The 25,439-nt window shown below is 61.9% G+C and carries 23 protein-coding genes and 1 pseudogene; 7 read left to right on the top strand and 17 right to left on the bottom strand.

Annotation, left to right across the window (positions count from 1 at the left end):
* Positions 1-162: 162 nt before the first annotated feature.
* The 7 genes and pseudogenes from LGH82_RS01690 to cpaB form a co-directional block, all read right to left on the bottom strand.
* Positions 163-1,128, bottom strand: a complete 966-nt coding sequence (locus LGH82_RS01690) for a type II secretion system F family protein (RefSeq protein ID WP_227347024.1) — start codon at positions 1,126-1,128, stop codon at positions 163-165.
* Position 1,129: 1 nt separating this feature from the next.
* Positions 1,130-2,095: a type II secretion system F family protein gene (locus LGH82_RS01685; protein ID WP_227347023.1), complete on the bottom strand. Its 966-nt coding sequence runs from the start codon at positions 2,093-2,095 to the stop codon at positions 1,130-1,132.
* A gap of 2 nt (positions 2,096-2,097) precedes the next feature.
* Positions 2,098-3,519, bottom strand: a complete 1,422-nt coding sequence (locus LGH82_RS01680; protein ID WP_227347022.1) for a CpaF family protein — start codon at positions 3,517-3,519, stop codon at positions 2,098-2,100.
* Complete coding sequence (locus LGH82_RS01675) at positions 3,516-4,730, bottom strand: response regulator (protein WP_227347021.1); 1,215 nt, start codon at positions 4,728-4,730, stop codon at positions 3,516-3,518. Before LGH82_RS01675 ends, LGH82_RS01680 begins: the two co-directional genes overlap by 4 nt.
* A gap of 61 nt (positions 4,731-4,791) precedes the next feature.
* The gene (locus LGH82_RS01670) at positions 4,792-5,061 is read right to left on the bottom strand and encodes a hypothetical protein (protein ID WP_227347020.1); all 270 of its coding nucleotides are present in this window, start codon (positions 5,059-5,061) and stop codon (positions 4,792-4,794) included.
* Between the two features lie 4 nt (positions 5,062-5,065).
* A pseudogene (locus LGH82_RS01665) lies at positions 5,066-6,398 on the bottom strand (type II and III secretion system protein family protein).
* Between the two features lie 133 nt (positions 6,399-6,531).
* Positions 6,532-7,548 carry a Flp pilus assembly protein CpaB gene (gene cpaB, locus LGH82_RS01660; protein ID WP_264484353.1) on the bottom strand — a complete coding sequence of 339 codons (1,017 nt, stop codon included), beginning with the start codon at positions 7,546-7,548 and terminating at the stop codon, positions 6,532-6,534.
* Positions 7,549-7,695: 147 nt separating this feature from the next.
* Here cpaB and parE point away from each other — a divergent pair, with 147 nt between their 5' ends.
* Positions 7,696-9,750, top strand: coding sequence for a DNA topoisomerase IV subunit B (gene parE / locus LGH82_RS01655; protein ID WP_227347019.1), 2,055 nt, complete (start codon positions 7,696-7,698; stop codon positions 9,748-9,750).
* Positions 9,751-9,795: 45 nt separating this feature from the next.
* Entirely contained in the window at positions 9,796-11,862 is a 2,067-nt protein-coding gene (locus LGH82_RS01650) for an FUSC family protein (protein ID WP_227347018.1), read from the top strand.
* 140 nt (positions 11,863-12,002) lie between these two features.
* On the opposite strand, the gene LGH82_RS01645 is transcribed toward LGH82_RS01650, so the two are convergent.
* Positions 12,003-13,124 (bottom strand): DUF2336 domain-containing protein, encoded by a 1,122-nt coding sequence (locus LGH82_RS01645; protein WP_227347017.1) that lies wholly within the window; start codon positions 13,122-13,124, stop codon positions 12,003-12,005.
* A 149-nt stretch (positions 13,125-13,273) separates the two neighbouring features.
* Between LGH82_RS01645 and LGH82_RS01640 the strand changes: the two genes are divergently transcribed.
* Entirely contained in the window at positions 13,274-13,726 is a 453-nt protein-coding gene (locus LGH82_RS01640; RefSeq protein ID WP_227347016.1) for a MaoC family dehydratase, read from the top strand.
* A 3-nt stretch (positions 13,727-13,729) separates the two neighbouring features.
* Entirely contained in the window at positions 13,730-14,611 is an 882-nt protein-coding gene (locus tag LGH82_RS01635) for an HpcH/HpaI aldolase/citrate lyase family protein (RefSeq protein ID WP_227347015.1), read from the top strand.
* A 12-nt stretch (positions 14,612-14,623) separates the two neighbouring features.
* Here the strand turns inward: LGH82_RS01635 and LGH82_RS01630 are convergent, their stop codons facing one another.
* Positions 14,624-15,298, bottom strand: coding sequence for a methyltransferase family protein (locus tag LGH82_RS01630; RefSeq protein ID WP_227347014.1), 675 nt, complete (start codon positions 15,296-15,298; stop codon positions 14,624-14,626).
* A gap of 138 nt (positions 15,299-15,436) precedes the next feature.
* Between LGH82_RS01630 and LGH82_RS01625 the strand changes: the two genes are divergently transcribed.
* Positions 15,437-16,156, top strand: a complete 720-nt coding sequence (locus LGH82_RS01625; protein WP_227347013.1) for a TetR/AcrR family transcriptional regulator — start codon at positions 15,437-15,439, stop codon at positions 16,154-16,156.
* On the opposite strand, the gene LGH82_RS01620 is transcribed toward LGH82_RS01625, so the two are convergent.
* A complete protein-coding gene (locus LGH82_RS01620) occupies positions 16,153-16,761 on the bottom strand; it encodes a flavin reductase family protein (protein WP_227347012.1) in 609 nt (202 codons plus the stop codon). The two genes, LGH82_RS01625 and LGH82_RS01620, sit on opposite strands and share 4 nt — an antisense overlap.
* A gap of 1 nt (position 16,762) precedes the next feature.
* Entirely contained in the window at positions 16,763-17,347 is a 585-nt protein-coding gene (locus tag LGH82_RS01615; RefSeq protein WP_227347011.1) for a nitroreductase, read from the bottom strand.
* Between the two features lie 166 nt (positions 17,348-17,513).
* On the opposite strand from LGH82_RS01615, the gene LGH82_RS01610 reads away from it, so the two are divergent.
* The gene (locus LGH82_RS01610) at positions 17,514-18,482 is read left to right on the top strand and encodes a hypothetical protein (RefSeq protein WP_227347010.1); all 969 of its coding nucleotides are present in this window, start codon (positions 17,514-17,516) and stop codon (positions 18,480-18,482) included.
* A gap of 71 nt (positions 18,483-18,553) precedes the next feature.
* Here LGH82_RS01610 and LGH82_RS01605 read toward each other — a convergent pair whose 3' ends face one another.
* From LGH82_RS01605 to LGH82_RS01585, 5 genes are all read right to left on the bottom strand, one after another.
* On the bottom strand, positions 18,554-19,492 hold the full coding sequence (locus LGH82_RS01605; protein ID WP_227347009.1) for a lysophospholipid acyltransferase family protein: 939 nt from the start codon (positions 19,490-19,492) through the stop codon (positions 18,554-18,556).
* An 86-nt stretch (positions 19,493-19,578) separates the two neighbouring features.
* Positions 19,579-21,555 (bottom strand): threonine--tRNA ligase, encoded by a 1,977-nt coding sequence (thrS, locus tag LGH82_RS01600; RefSeq protein WP_227347008.1) that lies wholly within the window; start codon positions 21,553-21,555, stop codon positions 19,579-19,581.
* A gap of 168 nt (positions 21,556-21,723) precedes the next feature.
* Complete coding sequence (blaOXA, locus tag LGH82_RS01595) at positions 21,724-22,551, bottom strand: class D beta-lactamase (protein WP_227347007.1); 828 nt, start codon at positions 22,549-22,551, stop codon at positions 21,724-21,726.
* Positions 22,552-23,314: 763 nt separating this feature from the next.
* Positions 23,315-23,689: a membrane protein insertion efficiency factor YidD gene (gene yidD, locus LGH82_RS01590; RefSeq protein WP_227347006.1), complete on the bottom strand. Its 375-nt coding sequence runs from the start codon at positions 23,687-23,689 to the stop codon at positions 23,315-23,317.
* A 92-nt stretch (positions 23,690-23,781) separates the two neighbouring features.
* Positions 23,782-23,934 (bottom strand): hypothetical protein, encoded by a 153-nt coding sequence (locus tag LGH82_RS01585; RefSeq protein WP_227347005.1) that lies wholly within the window; start codon positions 23,932-23,934, stop codon positions 23,782-23,784.
* Between the two features lie 93 nt (positions 23,935-24,027).
* On the opposite strand from LGH82_RS01585, the gene LGH82_RS01580 reads away from it, so the two are divergent.
* On the top strand, positions 24,028-24,942 hold the full coding sequence (locus LGH82_RS01580) for a LysR substrate-binding domain-containing protein (protein WP_227347004.1): 915 nt from the start codon (positions 24,028-24,030) through the stop codon (positions 24,940-24,942).
* Between the two features lie 2 nt (positions 24,943-24,944).
* Here LGH82_RS01580 and LGH82_RS01575 read toward each other — a convergent pair whose 3' ends face one another.
* A complete protein-coding gene (locus LGH82_RS01575; RefSeq protein ID WP_227347003.1) occupies positions 24,945-25,388 on the bottom strand; it encodes an iron-sulfur cluster assembly scaffold protein in 444 nt (147 codons plus the stop codon).
* Positions 25,389-25,439 lie beyond the last annotated feature (51 nt).

Here is a 25,439-nt window from a genome sequence, read left to right as displayed (position 1 = left end):
GCTTCAGTGCCGAAATACATCCAAAATTTTCAGATCGCGCAAAGAGCACATTAACCTTTGTTTCCAATGCATGAATCCGAAAAATGGAATCCGGCTTTCGGACAAGATCCTGCTAGAACAAACAACCAGAGTCCATCCAATTATATCGGATGGACCAAGGCTCTAATGCATCGATGTCATTTTGACGATGATCGGAATGACCGCGATCATCAGCACCACCGGCAGGATGCAAACCACCACCGGCACAGACATCTTAGCCGGCAAAGCATGTGCTTTTTCCTCCGCCAGCGACATGCGCTTGTGGCGCATTTCGTCGGAGAAAACGCGCAGTGCCCCCGACAGGCTGGTGCCGAGTTCCTTCGACTGCTGCAGCAGCGTGGCGAAGGAACGAACCTCGTCCAGGCTGAGACGATCCCCGAGCGCCCTCAGAGCATCGTCGAGACTGCGGCCGGCCCTCAGTTCCAGCGACACAAGCTGCAGGTTCTGGCTGAGTGAGGGATAGGTCATAGCGAGCTCCTTCGACACGCGTTCGATGCCGGCTTCCATGCTCATCCCCGCATCCGAACAGACGATCATCAGGTCCATGAAATCGGGAAAGCCGTTGCGGTACTCGCGCATCTTTTCGCGGACCTTCTGGGTCAGCGCCAGACCCGGCAGAAAGTAGCCCGCCGCTCCCGACAGGATGACGAAGGTCCAGCGACTGGTCATCGTCGCGTCCGCGCTCGCCATCCATCGGTTGACCAGGAACGCGCCGATCGCACCGCCAATCAGGGCCGCGAAGCGGATGAGAAAAAACAGGCCGACAGCGCGCGGCTCCATGTAGCCCGCCTGGATAAGCTTCAACCGCAGGCGGGCGACATTCTCGGGATCGCTCTTGGCATAGAATTCCTGGGCGCGCTTGACCGCCTTCTCGCGCACGGCGCCAGGATCCTTCCTGGGCGCCGGCCCGGCCCTCTCAACCATCCGGCTGTCCTCGATCTTGAGCCGGCGCTTGACGTCGTTACGGTCGCCCTTTGCCGTGACCAGCGGCCAGGCCACGGCGCCACCTCCCAGCAACAGCAACAGAACCGCCACCGGCATCGGCGAGGTCGGTGCAAGCGAGGCAAGGAATTCGATCACGCTGTTCATGTCAGAATCGGAAGTTCGACATCTTGAACATGATGACGTTGCCCAGCATCAGCCAGGTGATGGAGCCGCCAAGCAGGTACCAGGTCTTCGCTTCGCCCCAGACGCTTCGATAGAATTGCGGCATCAGCACCATGATGGCGGCAAACAGCAATGCCGGCACGGCGGTCAGGATATAGGCCGACATGCGGCCTTCGGTGGAGATCGCCCGCACCTTGCGGCGCAGCTTGCCTCGCTCGCGGATTGTCAGCGCAAGCCCGTCGAGGATCTCGCGGAGATTGCCGCCCGAACTGGTCTGGATCGACACGGCGGTGAGGAACAGCGGCAGATCCTCGTGGCCAACCCGTTCGAACAGCGAATTCAAGGCCGAAACCAGATCGGAGCCATAGGTCACTTCATCGGCGATGACGCCGAACTCGGTGCCGATGGGATCGGGCATTTCGCGGGCCACCATGGCGATCGCGACAGGGACGGGATGACCAGCCTTCAGTCCGCGCGTGATCAGTTCCAGCGCCTCCGGAAGTTGCACGCCGAACCGCTTCAGCCGTCGGCCGCGATTGGAACGCATCGTCATCACCGGCACGACTGGCAACATTACGACGAACAGGATGAGGCCGAACAGCAGTGACAGGCCGTACCACATGGCGACCAAAGCCAGGCCAAGCGCCGCCCCCGAGGTGATCATCAGGAATCGCGCCAGCGGCATGACCATGCCCGACTGCGTGCGCAGCGCGCGGAACCTGTCCAGCGAAAACAGTGGTGTGCCCGCATCAATGCCGCGCTCCTTGCGCAACTGGAGCAGCACCTGTTCCTGGCTGATCTTGGTTTCCTGGAGCTTCATGCGACGGTTGATGGCCGTGCGCTTGTCGCTGCGCCCGGCATAGAGCAGGTAGCACGCTTCGGCGATCATGATGCCAGTGAGCGCCGCAGTGGCATAGACAACGTAGATGGCGCTGAATCCGCTGAACATCGTCAGTCCTGCGGCCGACCGGGTTCAAAATATTTTCCCGGAAATTCGATGCCCATGGCGCGCAGATCCTCAAGGAAGCGCGGGCGGATGCCGGTCGCCTCGAAATGGCCGAGAATCTTGCCGTCGGCCTCCATGCCGGTGCGCACAAAGCGGAAGATCTCCTGCATCTGGATGACGTCGCCTTCCATGCCGGTCACCTCGGCGACACTGGTCACCTTGCGCTTGCCGTCCGACAGGCGCGTCAACTGCACGATGAGATCGAGCGCGCTGGCGATCTGGCTGCGGATCGACTGTACCGTCATCGGCATGCCGGTCATGCCAAGCATCTGTTCGAGGCGGGAGATGGCGTCGCGCGGCGTGTTGGCATGGATCGTCGCCATCGACCCTTCATGGCCGGTGTTCATCGCCTGCAGCATGTCGAAAGCTTCCTCGCCACGGCACTCTCCGAGAATGACACGGTCGGGACGCATGCGCAGCGCGTTCTTGACCAGGTCGCGCTGCTTCAATTCGCCGTGGCCTTCAATATTGGCCGGCCGCGTCTCCATGCGCGCAACATGCGGCTGCTGCAGCTGAAGTTCGGCGGCGTCCTCGATGGTGATCAGCCGCTCGTCTTCGGGAATGAAGGCGGACAACGCGTTGAGCATCGTCGTCTTGCCGGTGCCGGTGCCGCCCGAGATGATGGTCGTCTTGCGGGCATGCACGGCCGCCGCCAGCACTTCGGCCATGTTCTGGGTGATGGCGCCGAACTCGACCAGCTTGTGCAGGCCAAGCTTGTTCTTCGAGAATTTGCGGATCGACACCAGCGGCCCGTCGACGGCGACCGGGCGAATGGCGGCGTTGAAGCGCGAGCCATCCAGCATGCGCGCATCGACCATCGGCTGCGATTCATCGACACGGCGGCCGACGGCGGCAACGATCTTGTTTATGATTCGAAGGAGATGCGCCTCGTCTTTGAACGGAATATGGACCTGCTGCAGCTTGCCCTTCTTTTCAACGAAGCAGTTCTGGTGGCCGTTGATCAGGATGTCGTTGATATCGGGGTCTTTCAGCAGCGGTTCCAGCGGACCGAGCCCAACCATCTCGTCGACGATGTCGTCGACCAGCGCATCGAGTTCGGCGGTGTTGATCGCCATCCGCTCCTGGCGGGTCTTTTCCGACACGAATTCATGCACCTGCCGGCGCATCTCGTCCTTGGGCAGCCGCTCCAGGGCGACGAGGTTGATTTCCTCGAGCAGCATCCTGTGGATGCGCACCCGCGCGTCGAGCACCTTGTTGGCGTTCTTCGCGGGCGCCGCCTCCGCCTTTGCCGGCACATGCTTGCGTGTCGTCGGAATGACAACGGGATGATGCGCGACAGGTGCCGCATCCATCGGCCGCGCGGGGCGCGCATCCCGGTTCTGCAGAGTGGAAAAGCGGCTGCTCATCGGGCTTTCCTCCGCAACAGTCCCTTGCCAATGCCAAACAGCGAGCGTGACTTCGCTGTTGTCGCCAGCGTCTCCTCGGGCAGGATGATCTTCTTCAGATCGTTGATGACATTGGCGTTCGGGTCGATCTCATGCAGCGGCACGCCGCGATCCACCGCCTCGCGCACCAGCCGGTAATTGTTGGCGATGCCGCCGACGAAATGCTCGCCGAGTATCTCCTGGACGTCCGCCTGCTTGATGCCGTTGTCGAACATCTTCTGCTCGAAGCGGTTGACGATGACGTTGGGCTTCACCTCCTTGCCGGCGGTCTCGTAGACCGCCTGGATCAGCCGCTGCGTATGGCGCAGGCACGGCACCGTCATTTCGGCGACGATATAGAGTTTGTTGGAGCCGAGCAGCACCGTCTCCGTCCAGGGAAACCAGGTGCGCGGCATGTCGATGACGACATTGTCGAAATAGGCCGAGACCAGATCGAGCATGCGCACCACGACATCGGTTTTGAACGAGCGCATTTCCGAAGGGTGCGTAGGCGCCGCCAGCACGCAAAGACCGCTCGCATGCTTCGACAGCATCACGTCAAGCAATTGCCGATCGAGGCGTTCGGGCTGGTTCTCGATTTCGGTGATGTCGAAGCGCGGCTCGAGATCGAGATAATCGGCGCAGGCACCCTGCTGGAAATTGAGGTCGACCACGCAGGTGGACGCACCGCGCGTCACCGAATGGTGCAACTGGAAGGCCGTTTGCAGCGCCAACGTTGTGGTGCCGACGCCGCCGGCCGCCGGCATGAAGGTGTAGATCTGCGATTCCGTGTTTTCCTCGCGTCCGGGTCCCTGCAGCGCACGGATGACGGAACGCACCAGATCGGCCGTGGTGATCGGCTTGACGAGGAAATCGGCGACCTTGAGCTGAACCAGTATGCGCACCGCCGCCGCGTTGAACTCCTGCGTGACGACGACGACCGGTACCCGGCCCTCCAGCCGGCGCATGATGCGCTGCAGCGACTCGACGTGCTCGAGCTTGGCGGCATCCATGTCGACGATGATGGCGCCGAAGTCGGTTTCCTGGATCTCGCCGCGCAACTCCGTGACTGACTTTTCGACAGTCGAAAGCTGGATGATCTCGGAGGCGGCGAATGCCGTCCGCGTATCCTGGAGAAACGTCCTGTCTGTCGATACGAGCAGGATCTTCCTGGATTTGGTTCCACTTGCCATTCTGTCAGCCCGTCAGGTCAGTCGCCGATTGAACTCGTCAATCAAATAAGTCGCCAATGAATCAGTCGCTTGTGGTCGATTGCGAGGTTTTCGCATCGGCCGTCTGGCCAGTGCCGCCCGTCACGGGAGCGTCGCGTTTTGCCGGCACAAGGAGCTTTGTGTTCTGGACGCCGTATTTCCACGGGTCGACCATCTGCATGACAGTGTTGGCTGCCTGCGCATTGCCGGCAGCCAAAGTCGGCCCCTCGGTGCGCTGATAGTCGTCGCTGGTACAACCGCCGGCAAGGCTGGCCAGCAGCAAGGCGATGCTCGATCTCAAGATCCCACGCATGGCTTCAATCCTTCGGCAGGTCTAGGAAATGACCGACGGTGGTGACTGTGGCCGGCTGCGCGACACTTCCGCCCGCCATTGCCAGCGAACGGTTGGCGTCGGATGCCTTCACTTCGTCCGTGTTGTTGATGAAGTAGTCGGCGTTGCTCGGCGGCAGTGTGCCGTCGGTTGGCTCCACCATCTTTTTCGACGGGTCGACCGGCTTGACCAGATAGGGCGTGACAATGATGACCAGATCCGTCTCGCGCCGCTGATAGGACGGGCAGCTTGCCAAGGCCGGGAATGCGTGAGGTCGAGATATCGTTCTGCGATTGCAGCAATCCGGCGATCATGAAGCTCTGGCCGTTCTTCAAGTCGACCGAGGTCTTGGCGCGGCGCACGACGAAGGCCGGAATGGAGATCGTGCCGACATTGATGGAGGCGGATGTATCGATCGACGAGACTTCCGGCGCGATGTCGAGGCTGACCAATCCATCCTTCAAGACCGTCGGCGTAAAGTCCAGGCTGACGCCATATTTCTTGTAGCTGACTGATATCTTGCCGTTGTCGTCGGAAACCGGGATTGGAAATTCGCCACCGGCGAGAAAGCTTGCCGTCTGCCCGGAACGGGCGATCAGGTTCGGCTCGGCCAGCCGCCGGGCGAGGCCCTTGTTCTCCAGCGCCTGGATGGCAATGTCGATCGAGACGCCATTCGACAGCAACTGCCCGATGATTTCGCCGGTGCCCGCTGCCGGAACCGTACCGGGAGCGATCTGGACGTTGCGGCCGCCCAGCTCATAGGCGAAATTGGCGGCGTATGTTGCGCCCAGCTGCTGACCCGCCTGCCTGTTGATCTCGACGAAGCGGACGTTGAGCTGGACCTGCTGCGACGACGAGATGTTGACGGAGTTGATCACCTCCTCCTTGCCGGAGAAGCGCGTCGCGATCTTGTTTGCCTTGTCGGCGGCAACGGCGTCATCCGCCTCGCCCGACAGCACCACGCGGCCATTGGCGGAACCGACCTTGATGTTGGCGTCCGGCACGCTGGCGCGGATGGTGCTGGCCAGTTGATCGGTATCGAGCGTGACTTCGATGTCGATGGTGCCGACAAGCTGCTTCTTCTCGTCGAACAGCGCGATACCGGTGGTGCCCAGATTGTTGCCGAGCACGTAGAAGGACTTGTCGGTCAACGGATTGACGTTGGCGATGTCGGGGTCGCCGATCACGATCTGGTAGAAGGCGGCACTGGTGATGATCGTCTTTGGCTTGCCCTTGGCCACCTTGACCGACGCATTCTTTGTCAACGACACATAAACGATGTCATTGCTCGCCCAGGCAGGCGCGCCAAAAGCCAACATCCCGGCGGCGGCAAGGGAAGCCACTATTGCCAGGGCGCGCGCCAGGCGCAGCCGTTTCGTCATCCGATGCATGATCCCCAACATCTGTGTAGTCCCTGTCCGGTACATGCCGGTCTCTATTTCTGGCCGGTCTCTATTTCTGGTCCCGCGAAGGAACCTGGTATTCTTCAACCTGCGTACCGCGGGTCACGATGACCTTCTTGAACTTCGGCCCCTCGGGTTCCTTCGCCACGGCGTCGAACGCCGAGGCCGCGGCCGCCTTGACACCGGAGGCGACCGATCCGCCAAAGGCGGAGATGGTGGTGACCCCGTCCTTGCCGACAATGCTGTCGCTCGCTGAGCGAAGCGACAGCGAAAGCGTGCCGACGGTGCGCGCGAGCGCGACCTTGCGCGCGCCCTCCGTTGTCACCTCGATGGTCACGGAATTGGCAATTTGCGGCGTGGTCTGGCGCACGTCGGCGCCTTGCCCGACGGTCAACACCTTGGCGTCGGCCACCACGATTTCGGAGGTGATGGTCGAGCCCGCCGCCCCTTGCGCGTTCTTGGCCACTTCCTGGATTTCGCCGGCGTCACGGATCAGAACGACATCGACCCGGTCGCCGGGTGTGACGAAACCGCCAACGCCGGCGATTTCGTCGGTGCGGATGGTCACCGCCCGCATTCCGGGCGACAGCATGTTGGAAAGCGTCGCACGACCGTTCGGTCCCGAAAGTTTGGCGAGCAGAACCGGTTCGTTGATTTCCATGGGCGACAGCACAACGCGATTACCGTCGGCCATCAGCGCATCAACGGTGGCGAATGCACCCTGCGGCAGGGAGTCCTGCGGCCAGGGGATTTCGGCCAAATGTCCCCGCTCCACCGGCATGCCGTAACGCAGCGGAGCGCTCGCCACCACGATGGTCTTGAACTCGACCTTCGGTGTCTCGGGAGCGGCGATCGACGCCGTTCTTTCCTCGGCGCCGGCCCTGGCCTGGCTCTTGACCCAGAAATCGGCGACAAAGATCGAAATCGCGCCGAAAACGGCGGCGATGCCGATCATCGTTATGGCCTTGCCCCTCACGCCGAAACCCCTGATGCCCGCAGTTTCTTGTTTTGTTGAGCTCACGCTAGGCGGCATTGTTAAAGAATGAGGAATCTCGCGCGGCGGCATTCGACCTATTTCCGCCTGCTTGGTTATCGAATGGTTTTGGGTTAAGAGGGGGTCAAACCCTCGAACGTAACAGGAACCTCCGTCGCTTGGCGCTTAAAAGCGTGGCAGTATCGCGGGGTGATTCGCAGCATCGGTACCCAGACAGGCATGGACGACAGCAACGATCTTTTCGGCAACCTGGGCAAGCAGCCGCAACCGGTTCGTGCACCGGCGCGCCCGGCGGACCCGCTGGTGCAGGCGGTGAAACGCCCAGCGCCATCGCGTGATGCCAGCGACAGCTATAGTGCCGCCGACATCGAGGTGCTTGAAGGCCTTGAGCCGGTACGGCGGCGTCCGGGCATGTATATTGGTGGCACCGACGACAAGGCGATGCATCATCTGTTCGCCGAGGTCATCGACAACTCGATGGACGAGGCGGTCGCCGGCCACGCGACCTTCATCGATGTCGAGCTGTCCGCCGACGGCTATCTCGCCGTCACCGACAATGGTCGCGGCATCCCGGTCGACCCGCACCCGAAATTCAAGAAGCCGGCGCTCGAAGTCATCATGACGACGCTGCATTCCGGCGGCAAGTTCGACTCGAAGGTCTATGAGACCTCGGGCGGCCTGCACGGCGTCGGTGTCTCCGTCGTCAACGCGCTTTCGGATCATCTCGAGGTCGAGGTGGCGCGTGGGCGTCAGCTCTACCGCCAGCGTTTTTCGCGCGGCGTTCCGGTGACCGGCCTTGAGCAACTCGGCGAGGTGCATAACCGGCGCGGCACCAAGATCCGCTTCCATCCCGACGAGCAGATCTTCGGCAAGGGCGCGGCGTTTGAGCCGGCGCGGCTCTACCGCATGACGCGGTCGAAAGCCTATCTGTTCGGCGGCGTCGAAATCCGTTGGACCTGCGATCCGTCGCTGATCAAGGAAAAGGACACGACGCCGGCCAAGGCGACGTTCCATTTCCCCGGCGGCCTCAAGGACTACCTGAAGGCTTCGCTCGGCGACGAGTTCCAGGTGACCCGGGAAATCTTCGCTGGCAAGACCGAGAAACAAGGTGGCCACGGCGCCTTGGAATGGGCGGTGACCTGGTTCGGCGGCGACGGCTTCATCAATTCCTACTGCAACACCATCCCGACCGGCGAAGGCGGCACGCATGAGGCCGGCTTCCGCAACGTGCTGACGCGCGGGCTGCGCTCCTATGCCGATCTCGTCGGCAACAAGCGCGCCTCGATCGTCACCTCGGAAGACGTGATGATCTCGGCGGCGGGCATGCTGTCGGTGTTCATCCGCGAGCCGGAATTCGTCGGCCAGACCAAGGACAGGCTGGCGACGATCGAAGCCGTCCGAATTGTAGAGAGCGCGATCCGCGATCCGTTCGACCACTGGCTGGCGGACAATCCGCAGGAAGCATCGAAGCTGCTCGAATGGGTGATCGCGCGCGCCGACGAGCGGGTGCGCCGCCGCCAGGAAAAGGAAGTCTCGCGCAAGAGCGCGGTGCGCAAGTTGCGCCTTCCCGGCAAGCTCGCCGACTGCACCCAGAATGCGGCGGCGGGTGCCGAACTCTTCATCGTCGAAGGCGATTCGGCCGGCGGCTCCGCCAAGCAGGCGCGCGACCGTGCCAGCCAGGCCGTGCTGCCATTGCGCGGCAAGATCCTGAACGTCGCCAGCGCCGGCAACGACAAGCTGGCGGCCAACCAGCAGATATCCGACCTGATCCAGGCGCTCGGCTGCGGCACGCGCTCGAAATACCGCGACGAGGATTTGCGCTACGACCGGGTCATCATCATGACCGACGCCGACGTCGACGGCGCCCATATCGCCTCGCTGCTGATCACTTTCTTCTACCAGGAGATGCCGGCGCTGGTTCACGGCGGCCATCTCTACCTGGCGGTGCCGCCACTCTATTCGATCCGGCAGGGTGGCAAGGTTGCCTATGCCCGCGACGATGCCCACAAGGACGAGCTCCTGCGCACCGAATTCGCCGGACGCGGCAAAGTCGAGCTTGGCCGCTTCAAGGGCCTGGGTGAAATGATGGCCGCGCAGCTCAAGGAAACCACCATGGATCCAAGGAAGCGCACGCTTCTGCGGATCGATGTGATCGACGCCGAGGCGGCGACCAAGGACGCCGTTGACGCGCTGATGGGCACCAAGCCCGAAGCCCGCTTCCGCTTCATCCAGGAACGCGCCGAATTCGCCGAGACGGAAGTGCTGGATATCTGAGCGCCCGCTGCTCTACCTTGTCCGTATCGGTGCGGAGTCGAGCATGTGATCTGGGCACGGCTGAAAGATTATCTCGGGACAAGGTTCGCCGACCTGACGCGACCGACGCGCTCGGACTGGATTTTTGCCCTTAGAACCGTTTCAGCCGGGCTGATCGCGCTTCTGGCCGCCTACGAGCTCAAGCTCGACCATCCGCAATGGGCCATGATGACCGTGTTCATCGTCGCCCAGCCGGTGGCGGGCATGGTGCTGGCCAAGGGCTTCTACCGTTTGCTCGGCACATTGGCGGGCGGGCTGGCGGCAATCGGCATCACCACGGTCTTCGGTTCCAATCCGTGGGTTCTGGTGACGGTGCTTGCCGTCTGGATTGGCATCAGCACCTTCGTCTCGTCACTGCTGCGCAATCCCGAAGCCTATGGCGCGGCACTCGCCGGCTACACGGCGATGATCATTGGCCTGCCGGCTTTCGGGCAACCTCATCTCGTGGTCGATCTCGCTGTCGCACGCTGCGCCGAAATCGCGCTCGGCATCGTCTGCGCTGGCGTGACCAGCCGGCTGATCCTGCCCAAGCTGGCGGGCGAAGCCATCATCGAAAGACTGAAGCGCAGCATTCTCGACCTTGCCATCTATGCGGGCGGCGCCTTCTCCGGCCGCGATGCGGCGGTACTGGCCGACCTGCACCGAAAGCTGATAGCGGAGGCCGAGACGCTCGGCGAAATGCGCGTCTATGCAAGGCTGGAAGCACCGAGCCTGGCGACCCGCGCGCATCCCGTGCGGCGCACCATCGGTCAACTGCTTTCGGCCCTGTCGGCCGCGCGCGCGCTGCATGCCCATGCCGCGCCCAGGAACGCGGCGCTTATTCCCGTGCGCGCCGACCTGCATGCCTTGGTCGGCGAACTGGCGGCCAAACCAGGCGCTCTCGACGACACGACACCATGGGTAGCGCGGCTCGACGTCATCGCCGCCAGGGCAAGGCAGATGCCGGACATGCCGGACGGACAAGCCGATGAGAGGCTTGGCACCATCACGCGCCTCACCATCGCCGCCGATTTCGCCGAAGCCTTGAAGCAGGTGCTGCGTGGCCTCGACGCCCTGCGCGCGCCCGCGTCACGCTCCAACCGCGTCCGCAAGCAGCCGGCGCTGGTGGTACATCGCGACTACCAGGCGGCCTCACGCAACGCCGTGCGCGCAGCGCTCGCCACGCTGCTGGTCGCGGCCTTCTGGCTGACGACGAAATGGTCCGAAGCGGCGGGCACGGTCATCCTCGTCTCCGTCGTCTCCAGCCTGTTTGCCGCCCGTCCCGACCCGGTGCAAGTGGCCTGGGGCTTCTTCAAGGGCACGTTGCTGGCCCTGCCCTTTGCCTTCTTCGTCGGCCAGATCGCGCTGCCCGCCTTGCCCGGCTTCGGCTGGTTCATGCTCTTTGTCGTGCCGATCCTGCTGCCGGCCGCGCTGGCAATGGCCAATCCGCGCTATGTCGGCGTCGCCACCGCCTTTGCCATCAATTTCCTGGCCTTCCTCAGCCCGCATCAGGCGATGACCTATGATCCCGGGCCTTTCCTGGCGGGTTGCGCATCGATCCTGGTCGGCATCCTGCTGGCGATCGGCGTCTTCATCGTCGTGCTGCCCTCCGATCCATGGGTCTTCGTCAACCGCATCGTACGCGTCATGCGCGAAGACCTGGCGCGCCTGTGCCTGCATGAGCGCGTGCCAAGGCGCACGGCTTTCGAGAGCCTTGCCTATGATCGGGTCAACCAGCTCATGTCGCAGACGCAGCGCACGGGAAAGAAGGGCGATGCGGTTCTGGATGGCAGCATAGCCGCCGTCACTGTCGGTATCGAAATCCTGCGTCTGCGCCACGCATTGCAGAGTGCCACCCTGCCATCCGAAACGGCCCTCTCAGTCTCGAATTTTCTGCGCGGGCTGGCGCGTGAGCTGCTTTTCCGGCGATCCGGTGAGCCGCAGACATCGACCGTGACCGTCGCCAGGCAATACGCGGCCAGCATCGCCCAGCGAAGCAGCGCCGGCGAAATGCTGCAGGTCGCGGCATCACTACGCATCATCGCCGCAGCAATCGAGGATTTTCCAGACTTCTTCGCGAAAGACCGAGGTTGAGTGTGTCGAGATTCAGGTCAGGCCGAGTCGAGAATGGCGGAGGCCGAGAACCGGAGTGGAGCGTACTTTTGGGTACGTGAGCACCGAAAGCGCAGGTATCCGCCATTCGCAGGCCGGAATCACCTGAATATCGATACACTTCAGGCCGCGGCTATAGCCAGCGCATGCCCCCGGGCGTTTTCGCGCAGCGCGTCGAGATGGATCGACTTGACCAGAGTGGCCAGATCGCCTTCGGCGGATTGGCCGCCCAATTCCTTGAGCATCAGCCAGCTGACTTCCTGCACCCCGGCAATCCGCTTGCCGTTGGCGACCTCGCGCCAGATCTTCAGAGCCCGCAGGATGATGGCGTGCGTGGCGGTGGTAAGGCCCGCGCCGCGAAACAGCGCCTGCAGCGCGACATCGTGCCCGCCGGCCAGCAGCGCCCGCACCCGTTGTTCCGATTGCTGGGAGAGCGCGACCAGCGCCGAGCCGAAGAAATCGACCTTGCCATGCGCGATGGTCCTGATGATGAAGCTGGCGGTAAGGTCGCCGCGCAGGCGCAGATGTTCGATCAGCGCCGCATGTTCTTCCTGGCGCGTGCCTTCGATCAAGGTCACCGAGGCCTTCACGCAGGCATCGCGCATGACGCGGTCGGCCCTGGCAGCGCCCATCAGCGCCATCACCAGCGGCGATCCCTTGAGTGTTTCGCCAAGCTTGACCAGCAGCATGTGCCGGCAGTCGGCGGGCAAGCGCGCGTCGGCAATCAGTGCCTCACGCACCAAAGGCAGGTGCCCATGACGCTCGGCAATGCGGCGGAAGCTGAGCGACGCGATGTCGGCGCCGCTGTTGGCGAGAAGCACGGCGCAGGCTTCGGCTTCGCCGATCTCCGCGATGGCCGCAGAAAGCGCCATGGAAACGACCGGCCGATCAGCGATAAGTTTCTGCGTCGCCTTCTGGCTTGAAGCCACGCGATCGATCAAGTCGGCATCGGTGAGCAGCGGCGAACGCGCCAGCACCAGGCTTGCGACCTCCGGCTGGTCGGACGCCAGCGCGCTGATGATCTGCAGCGGCGCGTGGTGGCTCATGGAGAGCGCTTCGGCGATCGCCAGCCGCACCTTGGACGACGCGTCGTCGAGCAACAGCGTCAGCGCGGCCTCGGCGGCGCAGCGATCCTCGAACGGCAGGTCGGAATTGATATAGGCACGGGCCAGCGCACTGGCCGCGGCGGCTCGCTCCGAGACTCGCGCCGTGTAGATCCATTTCAAAAAATGCGAAACAACCATGCCGCCTGCTTACGCCCCTACCAGATGTTTCCGGCCCCTTTGCGGAGGGTAGGCAGAAATGGTTTACGAACGGTTCACCATATTCATTAACCCGCTTGATGGCCCGGTTTGCAGCGCCTATCAAGCAACGGAAACGGAGGACGTCGACCATGGCTGGCCTTTACCTGGATGAATTTGTCGTCGGCCATGTCTTCCAGCACACGCTGCGCAAAACAGTCACCGAAAGCGACAACATGCTGTTCTCGGTCATGACGCTGAACCCGCAGCCGCTTCACATCGACTTCGATTTCGCCGCCAAGAGCGAATGGGGCAAGCCGCTGGTCAATTCGCTGTTCACGCTCGGCCTGATGATCGGCATTTCGGTGAACGACATCACCATGGGCACCACGATCGCCAATCTCGGCATGAAGGAAACGGTGTTTCCCCATCCGGTCTTCCATGGCGATACGATCCGCGTCGAGACCACGATCATCTCGGTCCGCGAGTCGAAATCGAAGCCGGATCGCGGCATCGTCGAACTGGAACACCGCGCCTACAACCAGCATGGCGATCTCGTCGCCAAATGCACGAGGCAGGCCATGATGATGAAGAAGGCGGCCTGACCGGTGCGTTCGCTGCTGTTTGTCCCCGGCGATTCGGAAAAGAAGCTGGAAAAGGGTTTTGGCGCGGGCGCGGACGTTGTCATCGTCGACCTCGAGGATTCCGTCGCGCCGCAAAACAAGGTCATGGCGCGCGACATCGCGGCGCGCTTCATCATCGAGCACAGGCAACAAACCAGTTCGGCGATCTATGTGCGGGTCAATGATCTGTCGACAGGGCTGACTGACGATGATCTGGCCGCGCTGGTTGTGGCAAGGCCAGACGGCATCATGCTGCCGAAGTCGAACAGCGGTCAGGATGTGCAGCATCTGTCGGCAAAGCTCAGGGTTCGCGAGGCCGAAAACGGCTTGGCCGACGGTGCGATCAGAATCGTGCCGATCATCACCGAGACGGCGGCGGGCGTGCTGGCGGCCGCGACCTATGCCAGGGCAAGCGCGCGGGTGGCCGGCATCACCTGGGGGGCGGAAGATCTTTCGGCGGCGATTGGCGCACGCGCGGCGCGCGACGAACGCGGCCGCTACACCGATGTGTTCCGTTTCGCCCGCACCATGACCCTGCTCGCGGCAAGCGCGGCGGAGGTCGCCGCCATCGACACGGTGTTCCCGAATTTTCGCGACATGGCCGCCTTCGAAGCTGAATGCGCCGAGGCCGAGCGCGACGGCTTTACCGGCAAGATGGCGATCCACCCGGCGCAGGTGCCGGTCATCAACGCGGCCTTCACACCGTCGGCCGAGGCCATCGCGCATTCGGCCGCCGTGGTCGATGCGTTCGAGGCAGCCGGAAATCCCGGCGTCGTCGGCATCGATGGCAAGATGTACGATCGGCCGCATCTCAGACTGGCGGAGCGGCTTCTGGCTCGAGCCCGGGCGTCGGGAATTTCCGCCTGAACGGCCGAACCGCTACCAGACCCGCGGAATCAGGCGATAACGGACATGGGCCGCATAGTCGTCATAGCCTTGCAGGCCAGTCCGAAGCGTTGCTTCTTCGATGAATGTGCGGATAGCCAGGAGAACGACGAACACCAGCACCGATACCAGCCCCCACCAGGAGCCAAGCAGAAGTGCCGTGCCGGCGAAGAAGAGAATGGCGCCGCCATACATCGGATGGCGCACGAGGCTGTAGGGACCCGTGGTGATCACGCGTTGACCGCGTTCGGCCTGGATCTTCACGACGGGCGCCGCGAAACTGTTCTCCAGCATCGTCAGATAGCAGATCCAGATTCCAAGCAGCAGCACCAGCGCGCCGACCACCTGCCCCCACACTGGAACCGGTGACCAGCCGAAACGGAAGTCGAGCCCCATGAGGACCTGCCAGGCGAACATGCCAAGCAGCAGCACGCTCAGCAGGACCTTGTCGGCCGCGGTCTGGTTCTTCTGGATGGGAGGGCTCAGCCGCTCATTCATCAGGCCCGGGTCGCGCCGGGCCAGGGCCACGCCCATGATAAGGCTGAGGCCGATCATCACCACGAGGAACACCCAGGCTCCCGGCCAGTGCAGCGTACCAGCCGACAGGAAGAGCAAGGCGCCCATGACGCCGAACCACACGCACGTCTGAAGAATCAACCTCGAAATCATGACCAACCTTCCGTGACTCGGCCCGCCGGGCATTGTCTGAATTAGACCACCAGTCTACTATACCGACCAGTGGTCTATCTTGCAAGCTGGTATCACGCATCTGGACGAGGACCGCCGCCGCGTGCAGAAGGTATGGTCATGCCACGTGTCATCAAGCATCCAGAGCTCAGGCGAGAAGAACTCCTGGACCAGGCCCAGGCCCTGTTCCTGGCCCATGGCTACGACAGAGCGAGCCTCAATGACGTGATTGCGGCCGCCGGCGTCTCGAAAGGCGCCTTCTATCACTACTTCGCCTCCAAGGAGGCTCTTCTGGAGGCGTTGGCCGAGCGCTTCGCGAGACAGGCTTTGGCTGGTGTCCAGGATGTACTCGACGATCCCGGTCTCGATCCGCTCAACCGCCTGAATGGTCTGCTTGCCAAGTCCCGGCAGGCCAAGATCGAGACCGCGTCGGAAGCCTGGGCTCTTTTCGAGACGATGTTCCGACCGGAAAACCTGGTGCTCTTCCATCGCATCAACCTGGCGGCCGGCGCGTCGTTTTCGCCTCTGCTGGTCAAGATCATCAGGCAAGGTGTCGAAGACGGAACGTTCCGCACCTTCGATCCGGAGGGCGTCGCCGACATGGTCATGCAGTTCGGCATGGCCACGCATGGCGTCGTCGCCAAGGCGATCGCAAGCGGCAGCGACGCCGACATGGACGTCGCCATCGAAACCCTGGAGAAACGCGTCAGGCTCTACGAGGTCGCTCTCGACCGCATACTCGGCCTCCCCGACGGAAGCATCCGGATCAGCGAACCCGGCTACGTGCGCGCCGTCATGACAGCCCGGCGACGAACGGTGGAACAGGCCCCAAGTTCCTAGTCCGCTTCCCAGCGCGGCCGTCGCATCGAGAAAATCTCGCTGACACTGGCATAGTCCATATAGCCGAGACGGGAGACATTGCCGGCCTTGGTGATGTCGAACATACCGTCCTGCAGGAAGGCATCGTCGATGTATACGCCGACCACTTCGCCGGCGACGACGACGGCACTCGCCGTCGTCCCATCCAGTGCCTTTGGTCGGATGACCTCGGTCACCCGACATTCGAGCGCGGCCGGCGCTGCCGCCACGCGCGGCGGCGCGACCAGACGTGAGGGCGCCATGGCGAGATCGGCGTAGGCGAACTCGTTGACGCCGCGCGGCGCGTCGACGGAGGTGCGGTTCATCTTTTCGGCAAGGTCGCGGCTGACGAGGTTGGCAACGAATTCGCCCGTCTCCTGAGCAAAGGTGGCGCTATCCTTTTCACCTTCCGAGGAAAACCAGACGATGAATGGCCGCGTCGACACGGCGTTGAAGAAGGAATAGGGCGCGAGATTGACCTCGCCTGCCCCGTTCAGCGTCGAGATCCAACCGATTGGCCGCGGCGCGACGATCGCCTTGGACGGATCATGCTGCAGGCCATGGCCCTTGGACGGTTCGTAGAACATCTTAGCCGTTCCAGGGTCCCGCGTAGTCGGCATAGAGCTTTGCTGGATCGGGCCGCGGCCGCTCTGGCGCTGGCCCGGCGTAGGAGCCGATATGGACAAAACCGACGACACGCTCGTTCGGCGCCAGGCCCAGGATGGCCCTACCCTCCGGCACGTCGGAATACCAGTTGCTGATCAGGTTGGTGCCATAGCCCAGCGCATTGGCTGATATCATGAGGTTCATCGCCGCCATGCCGCCGGACAGGAACATCTCCCATTGCGGGATCTTCGGATTCTCCTTCGGCACCGACACCACGCCGACCACCAATGGGGCACGCGAAAACCGGGCCAGTTCCTGGTTGCGGCGGCCTTCCGGCAAGGGTCCTTCGCGCTGTTCGGCAAGGGCTGCCAGTTTCCGGCCGATCTCGACACGCGCCTCGCCGCGATAGAGGATAAAGCGCCAGGGCTCCAGCCGGCCGTGATCGGGAACCCGCGTGGCCGCGGCAATCATCGTCGCGATATCCGCGTCGTTGGGTGCCGGCTCCTTCAAATCCAGGATCGGCGCGGAATTGCGGGTCAGCAGGAAGTCGATGATCGGCGACGCCATGGGCGCAATCTCCTAAAACACTCGATTTTGAGCTGAAGCGCGCCATGCGGGAATTCAGGCGGCTCGGGCATTGGCGCGGCGCGCCGGACTTGAAGAGTCATCTAACAGAAGCGTATCGGACTCTTAAGCCTTGAAATTGCCACCGCCATGGGCTTCAACGCAAGGCATGTTTGAGGGGACTCTGCGCCTTTTGCTGGTTTGGCTCGGTGCCGCGCTGTTCATGGTGCCGGCTTCGCTTGCTGGTGCACAGGAAAAAGACGGCATCAACAACCGGAAGCTTCCGGGAATTTCGAGCTACGCGACGCCCAGGGGCGACACCACGCTGGCAACCGGAAGCAGCGGCGCCATCACCCTATCGGCTCAATTGACGGACAAGGACAAGGGCGCCGACATCACACGCGGCATCGTGTGGCGCGTCTTCAAGCCGGAAGCGGTCAACGGCAAACTGCCGATGGTCGCCTCGGCACATGGCGGCACTGCGGTGTTCCAGCTCGAACCAGGCAGCTATCTGGTCCACGCCTCCTATGGCCGGGCCGGCGCCACCAAGCGCATCACCGTCAGCCGGGATGCCAAACGCGAGAGCCTCGTGCTCGATGCCGGCGGCCTGAAGCTCGACGCCGTCTTGTCGGGCGGCGCGCACATCCCGCCGAAAAAGCTGCGCTTCTCGATCTATGAAGGCCATGCCGAGCCCAATGGCGACCGCGCGCTGATCATCCCCGATGTCGAGCCCAACAGCGTGGTGCGGCTCAATGCCGGCATCTACCATGTCGTCTCGACCTACGGTGCCGTTAACGCCGTCATCCGTTCGGACATCCGCGTCGAGGCCGGCAAGCTGACGGAAGCGACCGTCGAGCATCACGCAGCAGAGATAACGATGAAGCTGGTGCGTGAGACGGGTGGCGAGGCGATCGCGGACACGTCGTGGTCGCTGCTCAACGAATCCGGTGATCCGATCAAGGAAACCGTCGGCGCGTTCGCCTCGATGGTGCTCGCGGAAGGCGACTACACCATCATCGCCAAGAACCGCGACCGTATCTACCAGAAGGACTTTACGGTCGTGGCCGGGCAGAACCAGGAGATCGAGGTTCTGGCCAACGAAGCCGCTGCGATGGATCCAGAAGAAGGCGCGGATTAGCGCTCTGCCGTTCTCCAGTCCTGAACTGCCATGACAATCAACATGGCGGTCAATTCGTTAGGCGAATGACCTTAGGCGGCCAGCTTGGTCCGTGCCGGCAGGAACGGGATCCGGCGGCGCGGCACAGCCGGCGCCAGGTCGAAAACGCCGCGATAGAGCCGGTCAAGCAGCGCCTTGCGATCGCGCAACGGCTCCAGTTCGTTCCAGCTCAGAACATCGCCAACACGAACGTCGATCGGCTTGCCGGACAGGCGCGCGAATTCGTGGATAAGCAGGGAAACGCGCAAGGTAAGCGAGGCCTTGCCGACGAATTTTGCCACGCGTCCATCACGTTCAGCCATGTTCATCGGGCCGCTGACCAGATGGAAGAGCCTGCCGTTCTGGCCGGAAAAATGCATCGGCACGACGGACGCCTTGGCATCCTGGACGAGGCGGGCCGGAAACATCTTCCACGGCAGATCGCGCGCCCGGCCAAAGCCTTTCGGTGCGGTGGCGACGCCACCCGCCGGAAACACAACGATGGTGACGCCTTCCTTGAGCAGGCGCACCGCCTCATGGCGCACGGCCAGATTGTTCTTCAACGCTTCCTTGGTTTCCGAGAAATCGACCGGCAGCGAATAGGGTTCCATCTCGCGGATCTTGAGAAGGTCTTTGTGGATCATCACCCGGAACGGGCGCCCGATCTGCTCGGCCAGCGACAGCACCGCAATGCCGTCGCCAATGCCGAAGGGATGGTTGGCGACGATCACCAGCGGCGTGTCAGGCAATTGCGCGGGCGGCCACTGGTCTGCGGTCCGAATCCGGACGTCGATCAGCTCCAGCATACGGCTGAACACGCGCTCGCCGGTCGGCACCACCTGGCGGCGCCAGAAATCGTAAAGTGCGGCGAAACGGTCCCGGCCCGAAAGGCCCTCGATGGAATGGATCACCCACCGCGCCAGCGCCGGCTGACACGGATTGGCATAGGAGAGCTCGGGAAACGGTTTTTCGCGCATCTTCAGTTTGAGCATAAGAGGTTCGTTACAAGTTTGGCGTGACAGGCATGTGAAAATGGCGGTGGATCGCTCCACCGCCATTTCGTTCGGAAACCGACTGATCAGGCCGCGCGCTTGCGCCTGCGATCCGGCGTGATCGCTTCTTCGGTAAGCTGGGCGATGGCTTCGCCAAGGCCAAGCGATTCCTGGTCGCGCGAACCGAGGCGGCGGATGTTGACCGTCTCCTCTTCCGCCTCGCGCTTGCCGCAGACCAGGATGACCGGAACCTTGGCCAGCGAATGTTCGCGGACCTTGTAGTTGATCTTCTCGTTGCGCAAGTCCGCTTCGGCCAGCAGCCCGGCCTCCTTCAATCGCGCGACGACCTTGAGTGCGTAGTCGTCGGCATCAGAGGTGATCGTCGCCACCACGATCTGCAGAGGCGCGAACCAGAGCGGGAAATGGCCCGAATAGTTCTCGATCAGGATGCCGAGGAAGCGCTCCATCGAACCGCAGATGGCGCGATGCACCATGACCGGACGCTTCTTTTCCGAATCGGCGCCGATATAGAAGGCGCCAAAACGCTCCGGCAGGTTGAAGTCGACCTGCGTCGTGCCGCACTGCCATTCGCGGCCGATGGCGTCCTTGAGCACATATTCGAACTTCGGCCCGTAGAAAGCGCCCTCGCCCGGGTTGATCGAGGTCTTGATGCGATTGCCCGACCGCGTCCGGATCGTCTCCAGCACGCTGCCCATGATCGCCTCGGCGTGATCCCACGCCTCGTCGGTGCCGACGCGCTTGTCGGGCCGTGTCGACAGCTTGACGCTGACCTCATCGAAACCGAAATCGGCATAGGTAGAGAGGATGAGGTCGTTGATGCGCAGGCATTCCGCCGCAAGCTGCTCCTCGGTGCAGAAGATGTGCGCGTCATCCTGGGTGAAGCCGCGCACGCGCATCAGCCCGTGCAACGCGCCCGACGGCTCGTAGCGATGCACATTGCCGAACTCGGCGAGCTTCACCGGCAGGTCGCGATAGGACTTCAGACCATGCTTGAATATCTGCACATGGCCGGGGCAGTTCATCGGCTTCAGCGCGAAAACGCGATCGTCGTCGGTATCGTCACCGGCGACGGTCACCTTGAACATGGCGTCGCGATACCAGCCCCAGTGGCCCGATGTCTCCCACAGGCTCTTGTCGAGCACCTGCGGCGCGTTGACCTCCTGATAGCCCTGCTCGTCGAGGCGACGGCGCATGTAGTTGACCAGGTTCTGGAACATCCTCCAGCCCTTGGCGTGCCAGAAGACGACGCCAGGCCCTTCTTCCTGGAAATGGAACAGGTCCATCTCGCGGCCGACCTTCCTGTGGTCGCGCTTTTCCGCTTCCTCCAGCATCGTCTGGTAGGCTTCGAGTTGTGCCTGGTCGGCCCATGCCGTGCCGTAGACGCGCGTCAGCATCGGGTTGTTGCTATCGCCGCGCCAATAGGCGCCGGCCACCTTCATCAGCTTGAAGGCGTTGCCGATCTGCCCGGTCGAGGCCATGTGTGGCCCCCGGCATAGATCGAACCAGTCGCCCTGCGCGTAGATCTTGAGATCCTGGTCGTCGGGAATGGCGTCGATCAGTTCCAGCTTGTAGCGCTCGCCCTTGTCGGCAAACACTTTTTTCGCCTGCTCGCGCGACCAGACCTGCTTGGTGAACGGCTTGTTGCGCGCGATGATCTCGCGCATCTTCTTCTCGATCACCGGAAAATCGTCGGGCGTGAACGGCTCGTTGCGAGCAAAATCGTAATAGAATCCGTTCTCGATCACCGGACCGATGGTCACCTGGGTACCAGGCCACAGTTCCTGCACCGCTTCCGCCAGCACATGGGCGGTGTCGTGACGGATGAGCTCTAGCGCGCGCGGATCGTCGCGGGTGACGATCTCGACCTTGCCGGACTTGCCCAGCGGATCCGAGAGATCGCGCACCGCGCCATCGATGCTGTAGGCGACCGCCTTCTTGGCCAGCGACTTCGAGATCGATTCGGCAAGGCCAGAACCGGTCATCGCCGCGTCATATTCGCGGACGGAGCCATCGGGAAATGTGAGGGAAACGGAATTCAACATGGTTTTCTCCTATCCAGTCCCGCAAACGAGCGCGGGTGGTTGAAATGCATGGAGCCCAAGGCGAACCGTCTTGGGCGACATGCACAGGTAAGAGCCGGATGCGTCCGGCGGCGGGCTGTCTTTTATGGGCAGATCCCGCCGCGGTAAAGCCGGGTCAAACGTCATTCTTTACTTGATGAGCTCAGGCAGGTCCTTCAGGAAACCGGCCCGTGTCTTGAGCCCCTTCGGCATATCGGTGCGCTTGGTGTCGACCACAAGACGGGCAAAGACGATCCGCTGATCACCCTTCCGCGCCCAGCCGACGAACCAGCCAAGCGAGCGCTTGTCCTGGACCTTGTCGGCATCGTTGCGAAGCCTGGTGCTTCCGGTCTTGCCCTGCACGCTCCAGTCATCGGCCTGGAATGTCGGTATGATCGCCTTGGTCATGTCATAAGCTTTGGCCGAAACCGGCAGCTTGCGGTCAAGCAGCCGGCGCAGGAAATTCACCTGTTCGATCGGCGTGATCTTCAGCGAGGAATTCACCCAGGAATGCGTCAGGCCGTCATTCTTGCCCTGGTTGCCGGAAACATCATTGTTTCCATAGTCGAATTTTGACACATAGCCGGCAAAGTTCTTCTCTCCAAGCCGGCGGGTGATCTCCCTTGAGAACCAGAGGATTGAATCCTTTTCCCAGATCGTCGGGTCGACGGCCTTCTGATCTCGCTTCACCGCGTTGAATTCGGGCTTGTAGTCCCAAGTCGGCGTATGCTCGTCGCCCAGGACGCCCGCGTCATAGCCAATCAGCGACAATGGCACCTTGAACGTCGAGGCCGGGCTGAAGCGCTGGTCGCAGACACCGTCCTGATAAAGCGTCTTGCCGCTCGCCGCATCGAGGATCACCGTGCACTGGACATCGTCCAGCGGCGCCGACTGAGCGCGCATCGGAAATCCCAGCAGCCAGGCAAGCAGGAACAGGATACCGGCAAGGATGAAGGGAAGACGGTCGATCTGGCGCATTTGAAGCTCGCTCTTGAGAGGATGTTGGCGAGCGGCTTAACGAGGTCTCTTGTCTCGATTTTGTCTCAAATGAGCAGTCTTTGTGCAGGTTTGTGTTAACCCTACCGGATCGTAAAAGTTTGTGCCCGCGACATTCCCGCGAATCGAGATCAGTATGATGCACAACGGTTTCACCTTCTTTCCATTTACCCCTACTGCCATGCGTTGATTTCTGGGGCATTGTACCCAAAATCGGATTATGGGAATTAATATCAGAACAGAATGTGACCAGTACGAATGCTTAAAACTTTAGGGCCTTATTGATCATGGGTGTTTGGAAAAAATTATAGCTTATATCGCGCTGATCGGCTTGATGGGATATACTATAGGCATATCAGTATCAGCGTTATTAACTGGCGAAATCAGAGATAAGTTTCGATTGGTTGAATTTGAAAAAACCCCGATAGAATTTATAATATCTTTGGTTGGAACATTCGCTTTCGCTGTTGTTTTATTTATTATTATGTATCTTTTATATTACCATGAGCGGTACATAGTACATATGGCGACCCGAATTTGGAGGGAATATAAAAAGATGACTGGGCCTCGCCTGTGACGATCACCTATCGGCAACTGGTTTTGGACAGAAGTCGCGTCGTGGCAAAACCCACAAAGTGATACAGATTTACCTGAAATCGCAGACCTGAGACGGGGGGCATCACAACGACGGCCCAGCATGATGCTGAATGGTGCGAAATAGTCCGACTTTGAAGTTGGGCCACCGTCAGGCCTTGGCTTCGCCCCGTTTCCTGCCGATCCGCCAGTAGCGCCAAGGCATGAACCAGACATAGCGCTGATCGAGTACCTCCGGCACGCGGTCGATGCCGTGCGTGCCGAAGGGACCGCAGCGCAGCACCCGGAAAAATCCCATCCAGCCGCCGGCCCACAGTCCGTGACGGGCGATCGCCTCATGCGCGTATTCCGAGCAGGTCGGCAGGTGCCGGCAGGAATTGCCGACAAAGCCTGAAAGCGTCAGCTGGTAAAGGCGCACGATGGACGTGCCAAGGATACGCCCCGGCGTCTTGCGCCAGGGGCCCGGCCAGTTGCGCCCGCGCTGGGATGGCCTGGCGGCATGCACATGCGGATGGTCGTCACGCATCGCAATCTCCGCATCGCGTTCCCCGGCATAGATGTGAATTCCCAGCGGGGAACGCAATCCCCTGCTCCGCGTCGCGGTTTCAGCAGCATTGTTTACCGGCGAAACGGCGCGGTGCAACGATCAGGCCTGGACACCCGGCGATGGGATGGATTCCCTTCTTCATGCAATTGAGACGGGTTCTCGCTCTGCCTCTGGAACGTCACGATCCGCATCACCTCGCCGAAAATCTCCATGAACTGGAACATGGCCATATCTCCTTTGAAGGCCGATTAGACCGCCGCTGGCCTTCGTCCTCAAACGAGTATAATTTCGACATCGTATGACTTGAGATTATGCGAATGAAGCGCGGACGCCTGCCGCTAACAGCATTGAGAAGTTTTGAAGCGGCCGGCCGGCACCTGAGTTTCAGCCGCGCGGCAGAGGAGCTTTTCGTCTCGCAAGCGGCAATCAGCCGTCAGGTGCGCGAACTCGAAATCTTCCTGCGCCAGCCCTTGTTCGAACGGCACCACCGCCGCGTCGAACTGACCGACACTGGTCAACGTCTGCTGGACCAACTGGTCAGGAGTTTCGACGCCATTGACGGCTTGCTTTCGGATCTGGTGGCGACGCCGGCGCAGGCCGTGGCCTGTATCAGTGTCGACCCCTCTCTTGCCACATCCTGGCTGGTGCCAAGACTCAATCGCTTCCGCCAGTTGCGGCCGGATATCGACATTTCCCTCGATGTCGACACGCGCCTGATCGACTTCCGCAGCGATCAGGCGGAATTGGCCTTGCGATTCAGCGCACGCGCCACGTCATGGCCGCGCAGCGAAGCGGAACTGATGGCGCCGGTGATCGATTCGCCGGTGCTGGCTCCAGCGCTCTTCAAATCCGGCCCGGCGCTGGAAAGCCCGACCGATCTGCGTCGCCACACGTTGCTGCATGAGGAAAACCGTCAGGACTGGGCACGATGGTTCGAGGCGGCCGGCGTCGCCGATGACGCAATACCCGAGCGAGGTCCATTGCTGGCGGACGCCTCGCTTGCCAAGCAGGCGGCCATGCTCGGCCACGGCGTGGCGCTTGGCGACCTTTTGCTGGTGCAGGAGGAGTTGACCGCGGGTACCTTGATCAAGCCGTTCGACACCAACGTCACATGTGGGGCTTACTGGCTGGTGGCCAGGAGCATGCGCAACCTGTCCGAACCGGCCAGGGCTTTCGCCGATTGGGTGCGCAGTGAATTTGCGGAAAGCCGGCGTTTTCTGGATGATATCTAGGGCTAGGCTGCCTCTTCGGCCCGCTTCTCGATCTGGCCGATCGCGTCAACCACGGCGTCAAAAGTCAGCATCGTTGACGCATGGCGCGCCTTGTAGTCGCGCACCGGCTCCAGGTATTTCAGGTCGGCAAAGCGACCGTCTGGCGGCGTGCCGCCTTCCTTGAGCATCTTCAGCATTGTCTCGCGCACCGCGCGCAACTCGTCCGCGGTGGCGCCGACCACATGTTGCGCCATGATCGAGGATGAAGCCTGGCCGAGCGCGCAGGCTTTCACGTCATGAGCAAAATCGGTGACCACGCCGTCTTCCATCTTGAGATCGACCGTCACGGTCGAACCGCACAGCTTGGAATGCGCTTTCGCCGTCGCGTCCGGGTGATCGAGGCGACCGATGCGCGCGATGTTTCCGGCAAAACCCAGAATTTTCGCATTGTAGACGTCGTCGATCATATTTTTCCAATCCGTCGCCGCCAAGCGAACAGCGATTGCCGCTGTAGCGTC

It is taken from the genome of Mesorhizobium sp. PAMC28654 (genome assembly GCF_020616515.1).
Classification (GTDB): Bacteria; Pseudomonadota; Alphaproteobacteria; order Rhizobiales; family Rhizobiaceae; genus Mesorhizobium.
This window is presented reverse-complemented; position numbering and strand designations above follow the sequence as displayed.

Excerpts from the sequence above, each read along its gene's own strand:
- LGH82_RS01690 (WP_227347024.1), bottom strand. The coding sequence starts at position 1,128 with ATGAACAGCGTGATCGAATTCCTTGCCTCGCTTGCACCGACCTCGCCG.
- LGH82_RS01685 (WP_227347023.1), bottom strand. The coding sequence starts at position 2,095 with ATGTTCAGCGGATTCAGCGCCATCTACGTTGTCTATGCCACTGCGGCG.
- LGH82_RS01680 (WP_227347022.1), bottom strand. The coding sequence starts at position 3,519 with ATGAGCAGCCGCTTTTCCACTCTGCAGAACCGGGATGCGCGCCCCGCG.
- LGH82_RS01675 (WP_227347021.1), bottom strand. The coding sequence starts at position 4,730 with ATGGCAAGTGGAACCAAATCCAGGAAGATCCTGCTCGTATCGACAGAC.
- LGH82_RS01670 (WP_227347020.1), bottom strand. The coding sequence starts at position 5,061 with ATGCGTGGGATCTTGAGATCGAGCATCGCCTTGCTGCTGGCCAGCCTT.
- cpaB (WP_264484353.1), bottom strand. The coding sequence starts at position 7,548 with ATGCCGCCGCGCGAGATTCCTCATTCTTTAACAATGCCGCCTAGCGTG.
- parE (WP_227347019.1), top strand. The coding sequence starts at position 7,696 with ATGGACGACAGCAACGATCTTTTCGGCAACCTGGGCAAGCAGCCGCAA.
- LGH82_RS01645 (WP_227347017.1), bottom strand. The coding sequence starts at position 13,124 with ATGGTTGTTTCGCATTTTTTGAAATGGATCTACACGGCGCGAGTCTCG.
- LGH82_RS01640 (WP_227347016.1), top strand. The coding sequence starts at position 13,274 with ATGGCTGGCCTTTACCTGGATGAATTTGTCGTCGGCCATGTCTTCCAG.
- LGH82_RS01630 (WP_227347014.1), bottom strand. The coding sequence starts at position 15,298 with ATGATTTCGAGGTTGATTCTTCAGACGTGCGTGTGGTTCGGCGTCATG.
- LGH82_RS01625 (WP_227347013.1), top strand. The coding sequence starts at position 15,437 with ATGCCACGTGTCATCAAGCATCCAGAGCTCAGGCGAGAAGAACTCCTG.
- LGH82_RS01620 (WP_227347012.1), bottom strand. The coding sequence starts at position 16,761 with ATGTTCTACGAACCGTCCAAGGGCCATGGCCTGCAGCATGATCCGTCC.
- LGH82_RS01615 (WP_227347011.1), bottom strand. The coding sequence starts at position 17,347 with ATGGCGTCGCCGATCATCGACTTCCTGCTGACCCGCAATTCCGCGCCG.
- LGH82_RS01610 (WP_227347010.1), top strand. The coding sequence starts at position 17,514 with ATGTTTGAGGGGACTCTGCGCCTTTTGCTGGTTTGGCTCGGTGCCGCG.
- LGH82_RS01605 (WP_227347009.1), bottom strand. The coding sequence starts at position 19,492 with ATGCTCAAACTGAAGATGCGCGAAAAACCGTTTCCCGAGCTCTCCTAT.
- thrS (WP_227347008.1), bottom strand. The coding sequence starts at position 21,555 with ATGTTGAATTCCGTTTCCCTCACATTTCCCGATGGCTCCGTCCGCGAA.
- blaOXA (WP_227347007.1), bottom strand. The coding sequence starts at position 22,551 with ATGCGCCAGATCGACCGTCTTCCCTTCATCCTTGCCGGTATCCTGTTC.
- yidD (WP_227347006.1), bottom strand. The coding sequence starts at position 23,689 with ATGCGTGACGACCATCCGCATGTGCATGCCGCCAGGCCATCCCAGCGC.
- LGH82_RS01585 (WP_227347005.1), bottom strand. The coding sequence starts at position 23,934 with ATGTTCCAGTTCATGGAGATTTTCGGCGAGGTGATGCGGATCGTGACG.
- LGH82_RS01580 (WP_227347004.1), top strand. The coding sequence starts at position 24,028 with ATGAAGCGCGGACGCCTGCCGCTAACAGCATTGAGAAGTTTTGAAGCG.
- LGH82_RS01575 (WP_227347003.1), bottom strand. The coding sequence starts at position 25,388 with ATGATCGACGACGTCTACAATGCGAAAATTCTGGGTTTTGCCGGAAAC.